This is a genomic window from Streptomyces sp. DSM 40750 (genome assembly GCF_024612035.1).
Classification (GTDB): Bacteria; Actinomycetota; Actinomycetes; order Streptomycetales; family Streptomycetaceae; genus Streptomyces.
Map to the genome: position 1 here is coordinate 6,982,394 of NZ_CP102513.1, position 17,260 is coordinate 6,999,653.

General features: G+C 69.5%; 13 protein-coding genes. 10 read left to right on the top strand and 3 right to left on the bottom strand.

Features of this window, described 5'->3' with window-relative positions; translation table 11 throughout:
* Nucleotides 1-69 precede the first annotated feature (69 nt).
* From JIX55_RS31175 to JIX55_RS31205, 7 genes are all read left to right on the top strand, one after another.
* Complete coding sequence (locus JIX55_RS31175) at nucleotides 70-624, top strand: DUF1707 and DUF4190 domain-containing protein (RefSeq protein WP_257566563.1); 555 nt, start codon at nucleotides 70-72, stop codon at nucleotides 622-624.
* Between the two features lie 362 nt (nucleotides 625-986).
* Entirely contained in the window at nucleotides 987-1,358 is a 372-nt protein-coding gene (gene rpsL / locus JIX55_RS31180; RefSeq protein WP_003948652.1) for a 30S ribosomal protein S12, read from the top strand.
* Nucleotides 1,359-1,360: 2 nt separating this feature from the next.
* Entirely contained in the window at nucleotides 1,361-1,831 is a 471-nt protein-coding gene (gene rpsG, locus JIX55_RS31185; RefSeq protein WP_005481264.1) for a 30S ribosomal protein S7, read from the top strand.
* A gap of 39 nt (nucleotides 1,832-1,870) precedes the next feature.
* Nucleotides 1,871-3,997 (top strand): elongation factor G, encoded by a 2,127-nt coding sequence (gene fusA, locus JIX55_RS31190; RefSeq protein WP_257566564.1) that lies wholly within the window; start codon nucleotides 1,871-1,873, stop codon nucleotides 3,995-3,997.
* Between the two features lie 143 nt (nucleotides 3,998-4,140).
* On the top strand, nucleotides 4,141-5,334 hold the full coding sequence (tuf, locus tag JIX55_RS31195) for an elongation factor Tu (protein WP_257566565.1): 1,194 nt from the start codon (nucleotides 4,141-4,143) through the stop codon (nucleotides 5,332-5,334).
* A gap of 195 nt (nucleotides 5,335-5,529) precedes the next feature.
* Nucleotides 5,530-8,706, top strand: coding sequence for a glycosyl hydrolase 115 family protein (locus JIX55_RS31200; protein WP_257566566.1), 3,177 nt, complete (start codon nucleotides 5,530-5,532; stop codon nucleotides 8,704-8,706).
* A 68-nt stretch (nucleotides 8,707-8,774) separates the two neighbouring features.
* On the top strand, nucleotides 8,775-9,836 hold the full coding sequence (locus JIX55_RS31205; RefSeq protein WP_257566567.1) for an endo-1,4-beta-xylanase: 1,062 nt from the start codon (nucleotides 8,775-8,777) through the stop codon (nucleotides 9,834-9,836).
* A 104-nt stretch (nucleotides 9,837-9,940) separates the two neighbouring features.
* On the opposite strand, the gene JIX55_RS31210 is transcribed toward JIX55_RS31205, so the two are convergent.
* Nucleotides 9,941-10,120 carry a hypothetical protein gene (locus JIX55_RS31210; RefSeq protein WP_443046574.1) on the bottom strand — a complete coding sequence of 60 codons (180 nt, stop codon included), beginning with the start codon at nucleotides 10,118-10,120 and terminating at the stop codon, nucleotides 9,941-9,943.
* Between the two features lie 197 nt (nucleotides 10,121-10,317).
* Here JIX55_RS31210 and JIX55_RS31215 point away from each other — a divergent pair, with 197 nt between their 5' ends.
* Entirely contained in the window at nucleotides 10,318-11,145 is an 828-nt protein-coding gene (locus tag JIX55_RS31215) for a hypothetical protein (RefSeq protein WP_257566568.1), read from the top strand.
* Nucleotides 11,146-11,155: 10 nt separating this feature from the next.
* Here the strand turns inward: JIX55_RS31215 and JIX55_RS31220 are convergent, their stop codons facing one another.
* On the bottom strand, nucleotides 11,156-14,029 hold the full coding sequence (locus JIX55_RS31220) for a poly(A) polymerase (protein ID WP_257566569.1): 2,874 nt from the start codon (nucleotides 14,027-14,029) through the stop codon (nucleotides 11,156-11,158).
* 6 nt (nucleotides 14,030-14,035) lie between these two features.
* Nucleotides 14,036-15,721 (bottom strand): RNA ligase family protein, encoded by a 1,686-nt coding sequence (locus JIX55_RS31225; protein ID WP_257566570.1) that lies wholly within the window; start codon nucleotides 15,719-15,721, stop codon nucleotides 14,036-14,038.
* A gap of 567 nt (nucleotides 15,722-16,288) precedes the next feature.
* On the opposite strand from JIX55_RS31225, the gene rpsJ reads away from it, so the two are divergent.
* Complete coding sequence (gene rpsJ / locus JIX55_RS31230; protein ID WP_003948644.1) at nucleotides 16,289-16,597, top strand: 30S ribosomal protein S10; 309 nt, start codon at nucleotides 16,289-16,291, stop codon at nucleotides 16,595-16,597.
* A 17-nt stretch (nucleotides 16,598-16,614) separates the two neighbouring features.
* Complete coding sequence (gene rplC / locus JIX55_RS31235) at nucleotides 16,615-17,259, top strand: 50S ribosomal protein L3 (RefSeq protein WP_005481233.1); 645 nt, start codon at nucleotides 16,615-16,617, stop codon at nucleotides 17,257-17,259.
* The last annotated feature ends 1 nt before the right edge of the window (nucleotide 17,260 follow it).

The following is a 17,260-nucleotide window of genomic DNA, read 5'->3' on the forward strand; positions in this document are numbered from 1 at the left end:
GGGAACCGATGCCGTTGGCCGGGCGTTGCAGCATCATGGAGGGACAACCAGTCCGGGGGAGTGTTTCTCGTGTCGAACCCGTCGTGGCAGCCGATGCCGTGGCAGCAGCCGCAGGGCAGTAGTCCTTCGCTGCTGGCCGCACACGCCGATCGTGAGCGTGCCGTCGATGTACTCAAGGCGGGCTTCAGCGAGGGCCGCCTCCCGCAGGACGAGTACGAGAGGCGCATTGAGCGGGCCTACAAGGCACGCACAGTGGGGGAGCTGGCCCTCCTGGTCGCCGACCTGCCCCAGGGCCCCTCAGGGATGCAGCCGAGCGCCATGGCCCCCATGACGCCGATGGTCCCGAGAACGTTCATGCCGGCGCCCGTCCTACCGCCTCCGACCAACGGCAAGGCGGTGGGCTCCATGGTCTGTGGGGTACTGACGACCATGACGATGGGGCTGACGGGCATCCCGGCCGTGATTCTCGGCCACACCGCCCGCGCCGAGATGAAGCGCACGGGCGAGGGCGGTGAGGGTTTCGCCCTGGCCGGCATCATCCTCGGCTGGCTCTCCGTGGCCGGCTGGGCGTTCTTCCTCACGATCATGATGATCGCGGGAGTGTCGTCGAGCAGCGGACTGTGAGCGGTGCTGGTGGGAGGCGGTCTTTCGGGGGCGCGGGGAACCGCGCGCCAGGCCGCTCAGCATCCGCGTTCGCGGAACCGCAGCCCCTCCAGAGCTCCAGGACGCCCGGTCCTTAAACCACCGCACGCCCATTTGTTTTGACCGTAGCGAATGAGGTAGGTACGCTCAGACCTTGTGCCTGGGGTGTGCCCTGGCTCTCGTGCGTGCCTTCACACCGCACAGGGGGAGCCGTAAGCAGCCACCGCAATCTGCGCCCTTTCTGCCTCGCGGCGGGAGTCTGCAGTTTCGACACACCCGACCGCGTGGGTCGGTGAATGTTCCAGGTTAGCTTCACCATTCGGCACACAGAAACCGGAGAAGTAGTGCCTACGATCCAGCAGCTGGTCCGGAAGGGCCGGCAGGACAAGGTCGAGAAGAACAAGACGCCCGCGCTCGAGGGTTCGCCCCAGCGCCGCGGCGTCTGCACGCGTGTGTTCACGACCACCCCGAAGAAGCCGAACTCGGCCCTGCGTAAGGTCGCGCGTGTGCGTCTGACCAGCGGGATCGAGGTCACCGCTTACATTCCGGGTGAGGGACACAACCTGCAGGAGCACTCCATCGTGCTCGTGCGCGGCGGCCGTGTGAAGGACCTGCCCGGTGTTCGCTACAAGATCATCCGCGGTTCGCTCGACACCCAGGGTGTCAAGAACCGCAAGCAGGCCCGCAGCCGCTACGGCGCCAAGAAGGAGAAGTAAGAATGCCTCGTAAGGGCCCCGCCCCGAAGCGCCCGGTCATCATCGACCCGGTCTACGGTTCTCCTCTTGTCACGTCGCTCATCAACAAGGTGCTGCTGAACGGCAAGCGCTCCACCGCCGAGCGCATCGTGTACGGCGCCATGGAGGGCCTGCGCGAGAAGACCAGCAATGACCCGGTCATCACGCTGAAGCGCGCGCTGGAGAACATCAAGCCGACCCTCGAGGTCAAGTCCCGCCGTGTCGGTGGTGCGACGTACCAGGTTCCGATCGAGGTCAAGCCCGGTCGTGCCAACACGCTCGCGCTGCGCTGGCTGGTCGGTTACTCCCGCGCCCGTCGCGAGAAGACCATGACCGAGCGTCTGCTCAACGAGCTTCTCGACGCCTCCAACGGCCTCGGCGCCGCTGTGAAGAAGCGCGAGGACACCCACAAGATGGCCGAGTCCAACAAGGCCTTCGCGCACTACCGCTGGTAGTCGCTACCCCCATCGAGACCGAGAGAAGACCGAAGCCTTATGGCTACCACTTCACTTGACCTGGCCAGGGTCCGCAACATCGGGATCATGGCCCACATCGACGCGGGCAAGACGACCACCACCGAGCGGATCCTCTTCTACACCGGCGTCAGCTACAAGATCGGTGAGGTCCACGACGGCGCCGCGACCATGGACTGGATGGAGCAGGAGCAGGAGCGTGGCATCACGATCACCTCTGCTGCCACCACCTGTCACTGGCCGCTCGAGGGCGTTGACCACACGATCAACATCATCGACACCCCGGGTCACGTCGACTTCACCGTCGAGGTGGAGCGTTCGCTCCGCGTTCTCGACGGTGCCGTGACGGTGTTCGACGGCGTCGCCGGCGTGGAGCCGCAGTCCGAGACGGTGTGGCGTCAGGCCGACCGTTACGGCGTGCCCCGCATCTGCTTCGTCAACAAGCTGGACCGCACCGGCGCCGAGTTCCACCGCTGCGTGGACATGATCTCGGACCGTCTGGGCGCCCAGCCGCTCGTCATGCAGCTCCCGATCGGGGCCGAGGCCGACTTCAAGGGTGTCGTCGACCTCGTCACCATGAAGGCGTTCGTGTGGTCCGCCGAGGCCGCCAAGGGCGAGATGTACGACGTCGTCGACATCCCGGCCACGCACGCCGAGGCTGCCGAGGAGTACCGCGGCAAGCTGATCGAGGCCGTCGCCGAGAACGACGAAGAGATCATGGAGCTGTACCTGGAGGGCCAGGAGCCCACCGAGGAGCAGCTGTACGCCGCGATCCGTCGCATCACCATCGCGTCCGGCAAGTCCAACGACACCACGGTCACCCCGGTGTTCTGTGGCACCGCGTTCAAGAACAAGGGCGTTCAGCCCCTGCTCGACGCGGTCGTGCGCTACCTGCCGACCCCGCTCGACGTCGAGGCCATCGAGGGCCACGACGTGAAGGACCCCGAGCTGGTCGTCAAGCGCAAGCCGTCCGACGACGAGCCGCTGTCCGCGCTCGCGTTCAAGATCATGAGCGACCCGCACCTGGGCAAGCTCACCTTCGTCCGGGTGTACTCGGGCCGCCTGGAGTCCGGCACCGCCGTGCTGAACTCCGTCAAGGGCAAGAAGGAGCGCATCGGCAAGATCTACCGCATGCACGCGAACAAGCGTGAGGAGATCGAGTCGGTGGGCGCCGGCGACATCGTCGCCGTCATGGGCCTCAAGCAGACCACCACCGGTGAGACGCTGAGCGACGACAAGAACCCGGTGATCCTGGAGTCCATGGACTTCCCGGCGCCGGTCATCCAGGTCGCCATCGAGCCCAAGTCCAAGGGTGACCAGGAGAAGCTGGGTGTCGCCATCCAGCGTCTCGCGGAGGAGGACCCCTCCTTCCAGGTCCACTCGGACGAGGAGACGGGCCAGACCATCATCGGTGGTATGGGCGAGCTGCACCTCGAGGTGCTGGTCGACCGTATGCGCCGTGAGTTCAAGGTCGAGGCCAACGTCGGCAAGCCGCAGGTCGCCTATCGCGAGACGATCCGCAAGGCTGTCGAGCGCGTCGACTACACGCACAAGAAGCAGACCGGTGGTACCGGGCAGTTCGCCAAGGTGCAGATCGCGATCGAGCCCATCGAGGGCGGCGACGCCTCGTACGAGTTCGTGAACAAGGTGACCGGTGGCCGTATCCCGAAGGAGTACATCCCTTCGGTGGACGCCGGTGCGCAGGAGGCCATGCAGTTCGGCATCCTCGCGGGCTACGAGATGACGGGCGTCCGCGTCACGCTCATCGACGGTGGCTACCACGAGGTCGACTCCTCCGAGCTCGCCTTCAAGATCGCCGGTTCGCAGGCCTTCAAGGAGGCCGCGCGCAAGGCGTCCCCCGTGCTCCTTGAGCCGATGATGGCCGTCGAGGTCACCACGCCCGAGGACTACATGGGCGAGGTCATCGGCGACATCAACTCCCGTCGTGGCCAGATCCAGGCCATGGAGGAGCGGGCCGGTGCCCGCATCGTGAAGGGCCTCGTGCCCCTCTCGGAGATGTTCGGCTACGTCGGAGACCTCCGCAGCAAGACGTCGGGTCGCGCGAGCTACTCGATGCAGTTCGACTCCTACGCCGAGGTTCCGCGGAACGTCGCCGAGGAGATCATCGCGAAGGCCAAGGGCGAGTAACGCACCCCGTTTACACGCTTTAGGCTTGACACCGACCGCCGGGGCTCACCCGGCAAGGGAAAATCCCGGCGGGCGGCATCCCAGCAAAGATCACCTGGCGCCGATGAGTAAGGCGTACCAGAACCACTCCACAGGAGGACCCAGTGGCGAAGGCGAAGTTCGAGCGGACTAAGCCCCACGTCAACATCGGCACCATCGGTCACATCGACCACGGTAAGACGACCCTCACGGCCGCCATTACCAAGGTGCTGCACGACGCGTTCCCGGACCTGAACGAGGCCTCGGCCTTCGACCAGATCGACAAGGCTCCCGAGGAGCGTCAGCGCGGTATCACGATCTCGATCGCGCACGTCGAGTACCAGACCGAGACGCGTCACTACGCCCACGTCGACTGCCCCGGTCACGCGGACTACATCAAGAACATGATCACGGGTGCGGCGCAGATGGACGGCGCCATCCTCGTTGTCGCCGCCACCGACGGCCCGATGCCGCAGACCAAGGAGCACGTGCTCCTGGCCCGCCAGGTCGGCGTTCCGTACATCGTCGTCGCCCTGAACAAGGCCGACATGGTGGACGACGAGGAGATCCTGGAGCTCGTCGAGCTCGAGGTCCGTGAGCTGCTCTCCGAGTACGAGTTCCCGGGCGACGACCTGCCGGTCGTCAAGGTCTCCGCGCTCAAGGCCCTTGAGGGCGACAAGGAGTGGGGCCAGTCCGTCCTCGACCTGATGAAGGCCGTTGACGAGAACATCCCGCAGCCCGAGCGTGACGTCGACAAGCCGTTCCTGATGCCGATCGAGGACGTCTTCACGATCACCGGTCGTGGCACCGTCGTCACCGGTCGTATCGAGCGTGGTGTCCTCAAGGTCAACGAGACCGTCGACATCGTGGGCATCAAGCAGGAGAAGACCACCACCACGGTCACCGGCATCGAGATGTTCCGCAAGCTGCTCGACGAGGGCCAGGCCGGTGAGAACGTCGGTCTGCTCCTCCGTGGCATCAAGCGCGAGGACGTCGAGCGCGGCCAGGTCATCATCAAGCCGGGTTCGGTCACCCCGCACACCGAGTTCGAGGCCCAGGCCTACATCCTGTCCAAGGACGAGGGTGGCCGCCACACGCCGTTCTTCAACAACTACCGTCCGCAGTTCTACTTCCGTACGACTGACGTGACCGGTGTTGTGACCCTCCCCGAGGGCACCGAGATGGTCATGCCCGGCGACAACACTGAGATGAAGGTTGAGCTCATCCAGCCCATCGCCATGGAAGAGGGCCTGAAGTTCGCCATCCGTGAGGGTGGCCGGACCGTGGGCGCCGGCCAGGTCACCAAGATCACCAAGTGATCTTGAACTGACCCGGTAGGTCTCTGGAGAGGCCCGTACGACTTCGGTCGTACGGGCCTCTTCGCTGTGTGGGTACGGGTGGGTACGGGTGCGGGCTTCGAAACTATTCGACGCTTACGACCCGTTCCCCCCGCCGGTCACTCCCTTCACTATTTGTCATGCCGCTGACCAAATGCGCGTGGAGGGGTGTGTGCCATGTCTGGGTACGTCAGCCGCAGGGGTGTTCTCGGAGCCGGGATCGCCGCGGTGCCGGTGCTGTCGATGCAGGCCGGGGGTGCGAGGGCGGAAGTCGGCGCCGGGGCTCCGCGGGTGACGGACTCGGGGGCTACGGACGTGAGGGCTACGGATCCGGGGGCGTACCTCTCCTTCTCGCCCGTGGCGGGGGCGTTTCCGCTGGTCGGGGCTCCGGTCGTGGTCAGCCCCGAGGATCACCCCGGAGTCGTACGGGTCGCGGGGGATCTGCGGGACGACATCGAGCGGGTGACGGGCGTCCGGCCGGGGGACGCGGTGGGGCCCGAGGTCGTGCTGGTGGGGACCATCGGCCGCAGTCCGCTGATCGACGGGCTGATCGCCGCCGGGAAACTGGATGTCGGCGGGGTGCGGGGGAAGTGGGAGACCTCGCTGCAGACGGTCGTCGAGCGGCCGATGCCCGGGGTGGAGCGGGCTTTCGTCGTCGCGGGCAGCGATCCGCGCGGCACGATCTTCGGGGCGTACGACGTCTCGTACGGCATCGGGGTCTCGCCCTGGTACTGGTGGGACGACGTGCCGCCGGTCCGCCGGGACGCGGTGTATGTGCGGCCGGGCCGCTTAAGCCAGGGGACGCCGGCCGTGAAGTACCGGGGCATCTTCATCAACGACGAGAACCCGGCGCTCGGGACATGGGCGCCCGCGTACTTCGGGCCCGGGAAGGCGCCCGGGCATCCCGGGGGCTTCAACGCCGCCTTCTGGGCCAAGGTCTTCGAGGTGTTGCTTCGCCTGAAGGGGAACTACGTCTGGCCGGCGGTGTGGGGGAGGGCCTTCGCCGAGGACGACCCGGAGAACCACGCGCGGGCGAAGGAGTACGGGGTTGTCATGGGCACGTCTCACGAGGCACCCATGATGCGGGGCATCGAGGAGTGGAACCGCCATGCGGTGCCGGCGGTGCGGGACTCCACCGGTGCGATCGTGACTCCCGGGCGGGACCCCTACGGGGGCACGGGGGAGTGGTCGTACCGCCGGAACGCCGAGGCCATCAGGGCGTACTGGCGCGACGGCATCCGGCGCATGGTCGACGAGGACTTCGAGGGCGTCGTCACGCTGGGGATGCGCGGGAACGGCGACACGAGCCTGCCGGACGGTGACGGCATCGAGCTGATGCGGGAGATCATCGAGACACAGCGGGGGATCATCGCCGAGGTGACCGGCCGGCCGGTGGAGGAGACTCCGCAGGTGTGGACCCTGTACAAGGAGGTCCAGCGGTACTGGGACCGGGGCCTGCGGGCGCCGGACGACGTCACGGTCGTCCTGACGGACGACAACTGGGGCAACATCCGCAAGCACCCGGATCCGGGGGAACCCGTACGGCCTGGGGGCTACGGGCTGTACTACCACTTCGACTACGTCGGCGTCGGCCGCAACTACAAGTGGGTCGACACGGCGAACCTCGCGAATCTGTGGGAGCAGCTGCACGAGGCGAGCGCTTTGGGGAACCGTGGGCTGTGGGTGGTGAACGTCGGTGACCTGAAGGGGAATGAGCTGCCGACCGAGTTCTTCCTCAACTACGCCTGGAACCCGGGGCGTTGGGGGCTGGAGAGCCTGGGGGAGTGGGAGCGGGGGTTCGCGCGGCAGAACTTCGGGGGTGGCGGGCCGGGCATCTCGTCGGAGATCGCCGAGGTGCTGAGCGAGTACGGGCAGCTCCAGGCCCGTCGCAAGCCGGAGCTGCTGAACCGCCGGATCACTCTGGACGCGTCGAAGGACCCGACGAAGGACGAGCGCGCGATCGTCTACGACGACCAGGAGACGCCGTTCTACTTCGGCCACCGGGAGCTGGAACGCGTCACCGAGGAGTGGCGGGCGCTGGCGAAGCGGGCGGAACGGGTGGCGCGGCGACTTCCGGCGGGCGCCCAGGACGCGTGGTTCGAGCTGGTCGGGTACGCGGTGCTGGCCACGGCGAACCTGTACGGGTTACGGGAGGCCGAGTTCAAGAACCTGCTCTACGCCGGGCAGGGGAGGGCGGCGACGAACGGCCGGGCGACGGCCGCCGAGGCGGGACTGGAGCGGGACTTCGCGTTGGCCGACCGCTTCAACTCCGAGGTGGCGGGCGGGAAATGGCGGGGCTTCCAGACCCAGCCGCACATCGGATACGGGGACGTCGAGCGCTACGGGCCGAATGCGGGTTGGCAGCAGCCGGAGCGGAACAACGTGGCGCTGCCGGACGAGATCTTCCCCAAGGTGCGGCGGATCGAGGTGCCCGAGGCCGCGGAGTTGGGGGTGGCGGTCGACGGGGCGGACGACTCGGGGGCGTGGTGGCCTCGTTCCACCGCGGAGGCGGTGCTTCCGGTGTTCAGCCCGTATCAGACGCGGCCCCAACAGTATGTCGAGGTGTTCAACCGGGGTCGTACGCCCTTCGAGTACCGGATCGAGTCGTCGGTGCCGTGGCTGGTGCCGGAGCGGTCGCGGGGGCGGGTGGAGGAGCAGGTTCGGGTGGGGATGCGGGTGGATTGGGGGCGGGTGCCGGGTGGCGGTCGGGCTGAGGGTTCAGTGACAGTGAGCGGTGCCGGGGCCTCGGTGACCGTCAAGGCCATGGCGGAGAAGCCGTCGGCCCGGGAGGCGCGGGGGCTGCGGGGGTTCGTCGAGGCGGGCGGGTATGTGGCGATCGACGCGGAGCATCATGTGCGGGCGGTGGGCTCGCGTGACGGCCGGGTCCGGTGGCGGCGGATCGAGCGGATCGGCCGCACGGGCGCGGGGCTGACTCCGTGGCCGGTGACGGCTCCCCGCCAGACCCCGGGGGGCGCCGGGCCTCGGCTGGAGTACGAGGTCAGCCTGCTGTCGGCCGGTGAGGTCACCGTCTGGGCGTACGTCTCGCCCCGGAATCCCGCGTTGGCGACGGGCGGTCTGCGATACGCGGTGTCCTTCGGTGACGACACCCCGCGCACGGTCGACATCCACGCGGTGACGGGCGCGGACGACGGCCTGATGAACAGGCAGTGGGCGCGGAACACCTCGGACAACGTCAATGTCACCGCGACCCGTCACACGATCGGGCGGTCCGGAGTGCACCGCCTGAAGTTCTGGATGGTCGATCCGACGGTCGTGCTGCAAAGGCTGGTGATCGACACCGGTGGGTTGGCCCCTACGTATCTGGGCCCCCTGGAGAGCCACCGGATCCGCTGAGCCGCTGGATCCGCTGAGTCACCGCATTCGCTGAGTCACGGCATTCGCCGACGAGAAGGGACCCGCACATGAACCGCTTCCGCATGCCCGTCCTCGCCCTGCCGATCGGCGCGCTCCTGGCCACGGGGGTGGTGGCGCAGCCGGCCTCCGCGCACGCCGGGCCACCGCTGCGGGTGCTCGCCGACCGGGCGGGCGTACGCATCGGCACCGCCGTGGACATGACCGCGCTGGCCGAGGACCGCACGTACCGCAGAACGACGGCCCGCGAATTCGATTCCGTCACCGCCGAGAACGTCATGAAGTGGGAGTCGGTGGAGCCGCAGCGCGGTGTCTACGACTGGAGGCCGGCCGACGACCTCGTCCGCTACGCCCGCGCCCACGGCCAGGTCGTCCGCGGCCACACCCTGGTGTGGCACAGCCAACTGCCGGGCTGGCTGACGGAGGGGGTGGCGGACGGGTCGATCGACGCGACCGAACTGCGCGGCATCCTGCGCCACCACATCACCACCGAGGTGAAGCGGTACAAGGGCCGGATACAGCAGTGGGACGTGGTGAACGAGGTCTTCGAGGAGGACGGCAGCCTGCGGAACTCGATCTGGCTGCAGCAACTCGGCCCCTCCTACATCGCGGACGCCTTCCGCTGGGCCCACGCCGCCGACCCGAAGGCCAGGCTCTTCCTCAACGACTACAACGTGGAGGGCGTCAACGCGAAGTCCACGGCGTACTACGAACTGGCGAAGCGATTGCGTGCCGAGGGCGTCCCGGTACAGGGCTTCGGCATCCAGGGCCATCTGGCGATCCAGTACGGCTTCCCGGGGCAGGTCGCCGAGAACCTCGCCCGCTTCGAGGCGCTGGGGATGCAGACGGCGTTCACGGAGGTCGACGTCCGGATGATCCTGCCGGCGGACTCGGCGAAGCTCGCGACCCAGGCGAGCTATTTCCGGAGGCTGCTGGACGCGTGCCTGGGTGCGCGGAGCTGCAGGTCCTTCACGGTGTGGGGGTACACGGACCGGTACTCGTGGGTGCCGGGGGTGTTCGAGGGCCAGGGGGCGGCGACGCCGATGGACGAGGGGTACGGGCGGAAGCCGGCGTATGGGGCGTTGGGGGAGGGGCTGGCGGCGGGGAGGTGAGCGGGGCGGCGGTATGCCGCCGGGGAACGATGACGTCGCCGCCCAATCGGCGGGAGCCGTGCGGGCGGCTTCCTCCGCGCCGAAGGCGTACTCCTACTTCCAGCTCACTCGCGGACGGCTTTCATCGCCTCGTCCAGGACGGCGCTCAGCTCCCGCAGGGCTTCCCGGGCGATGACCGAATCCTCGTGTTCCAGGTTGCTCTTCGCGTGAGCGTGGCGGGCGGACAGGCCGGGACGGCGAGCGATCTCGATGTCCCTGGCCCACACCAGCACCCAGCTTCGCACAGGGCTCAGAGACTGCCCGTGCCACCGGAGCACGGGTCGCTGGGGTCGCCGTGATGTTGACGAGCGTTCTCCCGGCGCTGTTCAGCCACCGGAGCACGCGCGGGCCTCGCCGCTGGGAGCTGAGGCGGCCGGGTGGGCATGATCACGCCATTGGTAGTCTGCCGCCTCCGTATCGGCATCCTTCAGAAGAGGTGTGAATGAAGACAGGCAGACGGACCGTCGCGGTGGCCACGCTCGTGGGGGCGCTGGGGCTCTCGGTGCTGAACGCGCCGGCGGCTCAGGCGGCGGACACCGGTATCACCGTGTCGGACATCGTCATCAACAACGGCAAGCCGATTGTGGTCGGCACCTCGCAGGAGGTGGAGCCGCCCATCAGTTTCAGCATCGCTCTGCCGTCCGGGTACAGCACCGCTGACCCCTCCCGCTACGACGCGTACCCCTTCCTCTACCGCGGCGCCATCGGGACGGCGGCCGACACCGGAGAGAACTTCATCCAGCCGGGCAGCTACACCTGCTTCGAGATCGACTCCAAGCACGCCCGTTGCGAGGGCAACCTCTACATCGATCCGCATCCGAGCCAGGAGCACGTCGACTCCAACAGCGACGCCACGACGTGGAAGGTCGGCGTCTCCCTGCGCCTGTGGAAGGCCGACGGAGGCCTCAAGACCGGGGAACTCGAGACGCGCTCCAAGACCGCCCAGCTCAAGCGCGCGGCCAAGGTCACCGCCAACGCCTCGCCGGAACCGGTCACCAAGGGCAGGACGATCACCGTCACGGGCAGGCTGACCCGGGCGAACTGGAGCACGAAGAGGTACGACGCCTACAGCGGCCGTACGGTCAGCCTCCAGTTCCGTGCCAAGGGCACCGACACCTTCAAGACGGTCAAGAAGGCCACCACCAGCAGCACCGGCGCCCTGAAGACCACGGTCACCGCGTCCACCGACGGTTCCTACCGCTGGGTGTACTACGGCAACTCGACGACCGGCGTTGCCACCAGCGCGGCCGACTACGTCGACGTGGTCTGACCTTCGGCGTTCAGCGGAGCGTCGGTACCTCGCCGCCCTCGGCCCCGGTGAGCGTGACCCCCGCCAGGCCGCGCAGCCGGCGTTCCGCCACGGCGGTCAGGTCGGCGGCGGTCGGCGCGGTCCGGCCCAGGCCGATGGCATAGCGGGCGGGGGCCGTGGTGAAGGGGCGGGGCCAGGCGTGACACTCGGGGGCCGCCTCGGCGAGGTCGGTGATCAGGGCCCGCATTCTGCCCCGCACCCGGCCCTCGTCCGCGCCCCCGCCCACCGTCACGATCGCCCAGGCGGTGTGACGGCGGTGGAGCGGGGGAGGGGCGAGCAAATCGGCCCAGGGGGACGAATCCCCGGTCGCCTTCTCCTTCTCCTTCTCCTTCCCCGTCTCTTCCAGCAGCTCCCAGGCTCGGAACAGCTCTTGCGTGATCAGGTCGCGCATGCCCGTCGTGACCTGGTCCGTGCAGGGGCGGACGGGGGCGGAGGGGGTGGTGATGGTGAGGGGGAGGGGGTGAGGGGACCTGACCGGAGCGCCCACCGGCGCGCGCCAGTCCCACGCCGCCCACGTCGCGAAGAAGTGCCGTAGGAGATCGGCGGTCGGCAGGTCGCCGGCCTCGCCCGCCGTGCGGGCCGCCAGGACGGACCAGGCCAGACCCGGCAGGCCGCCGAACGGCGCCGAGTCCAGGCCCCGGGCCTTCGCCCACGCCTTGACCTGCCGGGCCAACCGGGCGAAGGCCGGCCCGTGGGCGCCCACCGAGGCGAGCACCGCGTCGGCGTCGCTCACCGCGCTGAGCGCGGTCGCCGCCGCCTCGCCCAACTCGGCCCGGCGGTCCACCGCCTCGGCGGGGTCCATCGATCCGGTGGCCACGACGGCCAGGTCCACATCCAGCCCGCCGAGCCGCAACCGCAGACCGGGTACGCGGGCCCCGACCACCTCGCGCACATCGGCGGCCTCACGCGTCGCCGCGCCCAACTTCGTCTGTACGGTGGCGAGTTCGACCGTGCCGGGCAGCGCCGCCACCAGGTCCAGGTCCGCGCCGGGCAGCGCGCAGCCCATGCGCCGGGAGCCGACGACATGCACGACGCCGTCGGGGAACGCCTCCGCGATGCGACGCGTGATCCGGTCGGCCTCGGCGCTGTCGGCCATGTCGACGACCCCGTACCCGTGCTCGTACCCGTGCTCGTACGGCGCCGGCTCCTCCCTCCAGCGCACCTCTCCCGTCCCCAGGCTCACCGTCCCCCGTACACGCATCGGCTCGTCCCCGCGTCGCGACAGCAGTGCCAGTTCGCCGACCCGGGCCCGCACCGGGGCGAGCCGAGCCTCGCAGGCGGCGGCCAGGGTGTTCGGGTCGGTGGTGCGGCCCAGGCTCAGGTGCGGGGTGAAGCCCGCGTGGCGGCCGCGGCAGCGCGGGAAGTGGCGTACGAGTGTGTCGTGCAGCTCGGTCCATGGCCCCTCGCCGTCCGCCGCGGGGTCGAGCCACACCGTCGCGTCGTCCCGGTGGCCGAACCAGTGCACGCCCTCCAGCCGGGCGTCGAACGGAGCCGTCGTGGCCGTCGCGAGCACCGAGGCCGCCTGTTCGAAGGCGTGTTCCGGTACGAAGCCGAAGAGCACGTTCACGTGTGGGGGCCAGCGGTGGATCTGCGGGTCGTGGTCGCGGCGGATGTCCTGCAGCGGCGGCCACAGCTCCTCGGGAGGCAGCCACGCCAGTGCCGTACGGGCCGTCGGCCGGATGCCGAGGCACGCGGAGGTGTCCGGGGCCGGGCCGTCCGGGGCCACTTCCGCCCGCACCCCGTAGTGATCCGAGATGTACAGCCCCTCCGCCGTGGGCGTGTCCCCGTACAGCTCGGCCCGCCGTACCCGCAGTCCCTCCCCGCGCAGCAGCACCCGGTCCAGCCGGGACGCCCGCCCCGTCAGGGACGAGACCGCGGCCAGCGGATTGGCGCCCGGGTCGAAGGTCGGGGTCGCGTCGGCGGCGCCGTGCGTCTCGCACCACGCGTCCCGCATGCCGAGCGTCAGCTGAGGTGTGTCGCCGCCGTCGTTGAAGTCGCCCAGCAGGACCAGATCGGTGTCCAGACCCGCCAACCCCTCGGCGACACGGGCCAGTTCGGCGGCGCGGCGACCGGCACCATCGGTCGAGTGGTCGCTGCTCAGGTGCGTCGCCGCGACGACGAGGGGCCGCACGCCCGCCCCCACGGTCCCCGTGCCGGACTCCACCACCACGGCCGTCACCGCCTTGTGCGGCCCCAGCGCGTTGAACGCGGCCTCGCGGACCGGCAACCGGCTCAGGAGGAGCAGACCGCACTCGTCCACGTCCCGCCCTCGCGGGTCCGTCCCCAGCGTCCAGCCCGCTCGTACCCAGGGTTCGCGCAGGAGCAGGGACACCAGCTCCGCCTCGACCTCCTGCAGCGCGATCACGTCCACATCGGCGTCGCGCAGGGCCCGCAGCAGCAACGGCCTGCGCCCGGCGCTGTCGATGAGGTCGGCGTCGTACCGGTCCCAGAGGATGTTCCAGGTCAGCACCCGTACACCGGCGGAGCCGGACGATACGGCCACGGCCCCGCGCGGTGAGCGAGCCGCGGGCACCCAGTCCTCTCCGTCCCACGCGTACGGCGTACGGGCCGTGAAGAACGGCGCCCGGAGCAGCCGGGCCTCCCGCACGCGCCCCGCCTCCGTCGCGTCGATCCGGTCCACACCCGTGGCCCGGTCCCACACCACCTCACCGTCGGCCTCGAAGAACAGCACCCGGTGCCACGGGATCTCGCCACCGGGCACGAACACGGGCAGCGGGACACGCTTGGGCGCGGCGTTGCGCTGGAGGATGCCGAGCACGAAGCGGGCCGGGTCGAAGCGCGCGTCCCAGCGCACCCGGTGATAGATCTCCTCGCTCGTACGCACGGTTCCTCACACCTCTTCCTCTATGGTCCCGCTCGCTCCGATGTACCAGGTGCGGTGCGCGTCGCCCGGATACGGCGGGGCGAAGCGGCGCAGCTGGGCGGTGAGCACCTCGGGCGGTACCGGGTGCTCGCGGCGGTCGTTGCGTCGGATCAGCTCGTCCTCGTCGACCAGGACCACGGCATGGGTGATCAGGGCGTTGCGGCGGTGGGCGACCGCGTGCGCCAGCGAGCGCTGCTGATGGTTCAGCGAGGTGGCGTCCCACACCACCGTCCCTCCGGCGGCCAGCGCCCCGTCCAGCCGGTCGAGCCCGGCACGCAGCACGTCCGCGTTGGCCCGCTGGTCGGCACGTGCGCCGCGCGCCTCGCGCAGATCGTCCAACGACACGTACGCGTCCACGCCCGTGAGCCCCCGGGCGAACGTGCTCTTGCCGCTGCCCGCCGGACCGGCCAGCTGGATCAGCTTCGGGAAGGCACCCGACCGCCAGCGCCACGTCACGGCGACGGCCTCCTCGACACCGCCGCCACCGCCGCCGATCCGCCCCCGGGCGTACGCCTCCCGCGCCTCGGCCCGGCAGCGGACGGCCGCGTCGGGCCGCAGCCCGGCGAACGCCTCGCGCAGGGCACCCTCGTCCAGACCCCGCACCTCCTCGGCGTGCAGCGCCGACCACTCCACCTGCTCGCGCGCCTCGTCCGTCGCCGCCGTGGCCCGGGCGACCGCGTGCAGCAGACCGAGGTCGGCGGCGAGGGACAGCCGGGCCAGGCCCGTCCGGCGGTCCTCGTCCGGATACGGCCGGTGCAGTGCGGGGTGCAGCCCCACGAGATCGGCGACCCGGCGCGCGAGCGGCATGCCCACGACCCCGGCCAGCCGCGCCGCGACCCGTGCCCGCCGGCCGCCTTGCCTGTCGTCGTGCAGCAGCGCGGCCAGTACGCCGACGAGCCGGTCGTCGCCGGTCCGCCCCGCCGGATCGAAGCGGGCGACCGCCTCCCGATCGCCCTCGCCGGGCAGCCCGACGGCCTCTTCCAGCGCCGTCGCCTCCACGGTCGCTCCCGAGCGCACGGTCCACAGCGCGGCCGGCGCTCCGAGCCCGTTCTCGACGACGGCGGCATGCATCCAGTGCGTGTCCGTCCGTACGTGTCCGGCCCGCACCCACTTGGCGACGCGCGCGCCGAACTCCTCCGCGCCGAAGCCGTCCACCACCCGGACGACGTACCCCTCCTGCCGCCCGAGGTCCAGCCGCAGAGCGCGCAACGCCCGCTCGTCGAACCCGCCCCGCCACAGCACCCGCGGCACGGGAATCCCGAGTCCGCGCAGAAAGGCCACCGTCCGGTCCCAGTCCAGGCAGCGCCCGTCCCCGTCCCACACCGAGAAGCCGTAGAACCAGCTCTCCAGGTCGTCGTACGCGATCGAGTGCCGGGCGAACATGTTCTCCCCGCACACCCGCCAGCCCTCCGGGATGGCGTGGCCGACGCGGGCCTGGAGCGCCTTCACCCAGGTGCGAGAAGGGTGGTGGGCGGAGTCGAGCGAGCGGGCGTGCAGGCCGTCGGCGTACAGCGTGGTGTTCTCGCCGTCGAGCTTCTCGGTCACGATGACCTCGCGGCCGCGCAGACCGGACAGGTCGGTGACCCGGAGATCGTCGGCGGTAGCGCCGGGCGACCAGGGCAGATGCCTGGTCCGCGGATAGTGCGTACGCATGGTGAACGTTCCCCCGTGACAGCCGACGTGCCTGATCAGCGTAGGAGCGCGGGGCAGCGGCGGGCGAACGGATTACCCGCGGCTCGGGGGCCCGGCAAGCGGCACGGCGCGGACGTCGGGCCCGCCCACGGCCGCCGCTCCCGCCGCCCTGGGTTTGACCTGCGTCACTCTCGGGGTAATCTCTCCGGCTCGATTGGCGGAGGCCCTGCCCCATATGGCAGACTAGCGGGGTTGCTCGGTCGAGTGTTGATGCTGCGCGCCTCCCGCCGGGAGGACCGGAAGCGAGTCCCACAGTACTCGTCGCCCTAACTGCCTCACGGCAGCGCTGGGGCGGACGTACGGGAATCTTTCGGGAAGTGTCAGTGCGGCGCCGGCCAGGCACCCGGTGGGCTTCTGCCCCCGGCCAGCGGTTGCAGGAAGGGCCGTGTTTCCCGGACAGGGGATGCTCGAACAAGGGGCATCTGTGTCAGCGGAAGCGCGACACGCCCGACCGCGTGGGTCGGAGGAGCGGGTGACGGAACACCGGGTTCCAGAGCGTTAAACGAGACAAAGGACTACTGAGTAGCCATGGCGGGACAGAAGATCCGCATCCGGCTCAAGGCCTACGACCACGAGGTCATCGACTCCTCGGCGAAGAAGATCGTCGAGACGGTGACGCGCACTGGTGCGTCGGTCGCGGGCCCGGTGCCGCTGCCCACTGAGAAGAACGTGTACTGCGTCATCAAGTCGCCGCACAAGTACAAGGACTCGCGCGAGCACTTCGAGATGCGCACGCACAAGCGCCTGATCGACATCCTCGACCCCACCCCCAAGACCGTTGACTCTCTGATGCGACTCGACCTCCCGGCCGGTGTCGACATCGAGATCAAGCTCTGAGGGTCGGTGATCTGAGAATGGCTAAGCAGATCAAGGGAATCCTGGGCGAGAAGCTCGGCATGACGCAGGTGTGGGACGAGAACAACCGTGTTGTTCCGGTCACCGTCGTCAAGGCCGGCCCCAACGTCGTGACCCAGGTCCGTACGAACGATGTCGACGGCTACGAGTCGGTCCAGATCGCCTTCGGCGAGATCGACCCGCGCAAGGTGAACAAGCCCCTCAAGGGTCACTTCGCCAAGGCCGACGTCACCCCCCGTCGCCACCTCGTCGAGATCCGCACCGCGGACGCCTCCGAGTACACGCTGGGCCAGGAGATCTCCGCCGAGGTCTTCGAGGCCGGCGTCAAGGTGGACGTGACCGGCAAGAGCAAGGGCAAGGGCTTCGCCGGTGTCATGAAGCGTCACAACTTCAAGGGCCTCGGCGCCGGTCACGGCACCCAGCGCAAGCACCGCTCTCCCGGCTCCATCGGTGGCTGCGCCACCCCCGGCCGTGTGTTCAAGGGCCTCCGCATGGCGGGTCGCATGGGCAACGAGCGGGTCACCACCCAGAACCTGACCGTCCACGCCGTTGACGCGGAGAAGGGTCTGCTGCTCATCAAGGGCGCGGTTCCCGGTCCGAACGGCGGCCTCGTCCTGGTCCGCACCGCGGCCAAGGGGGCCTGAG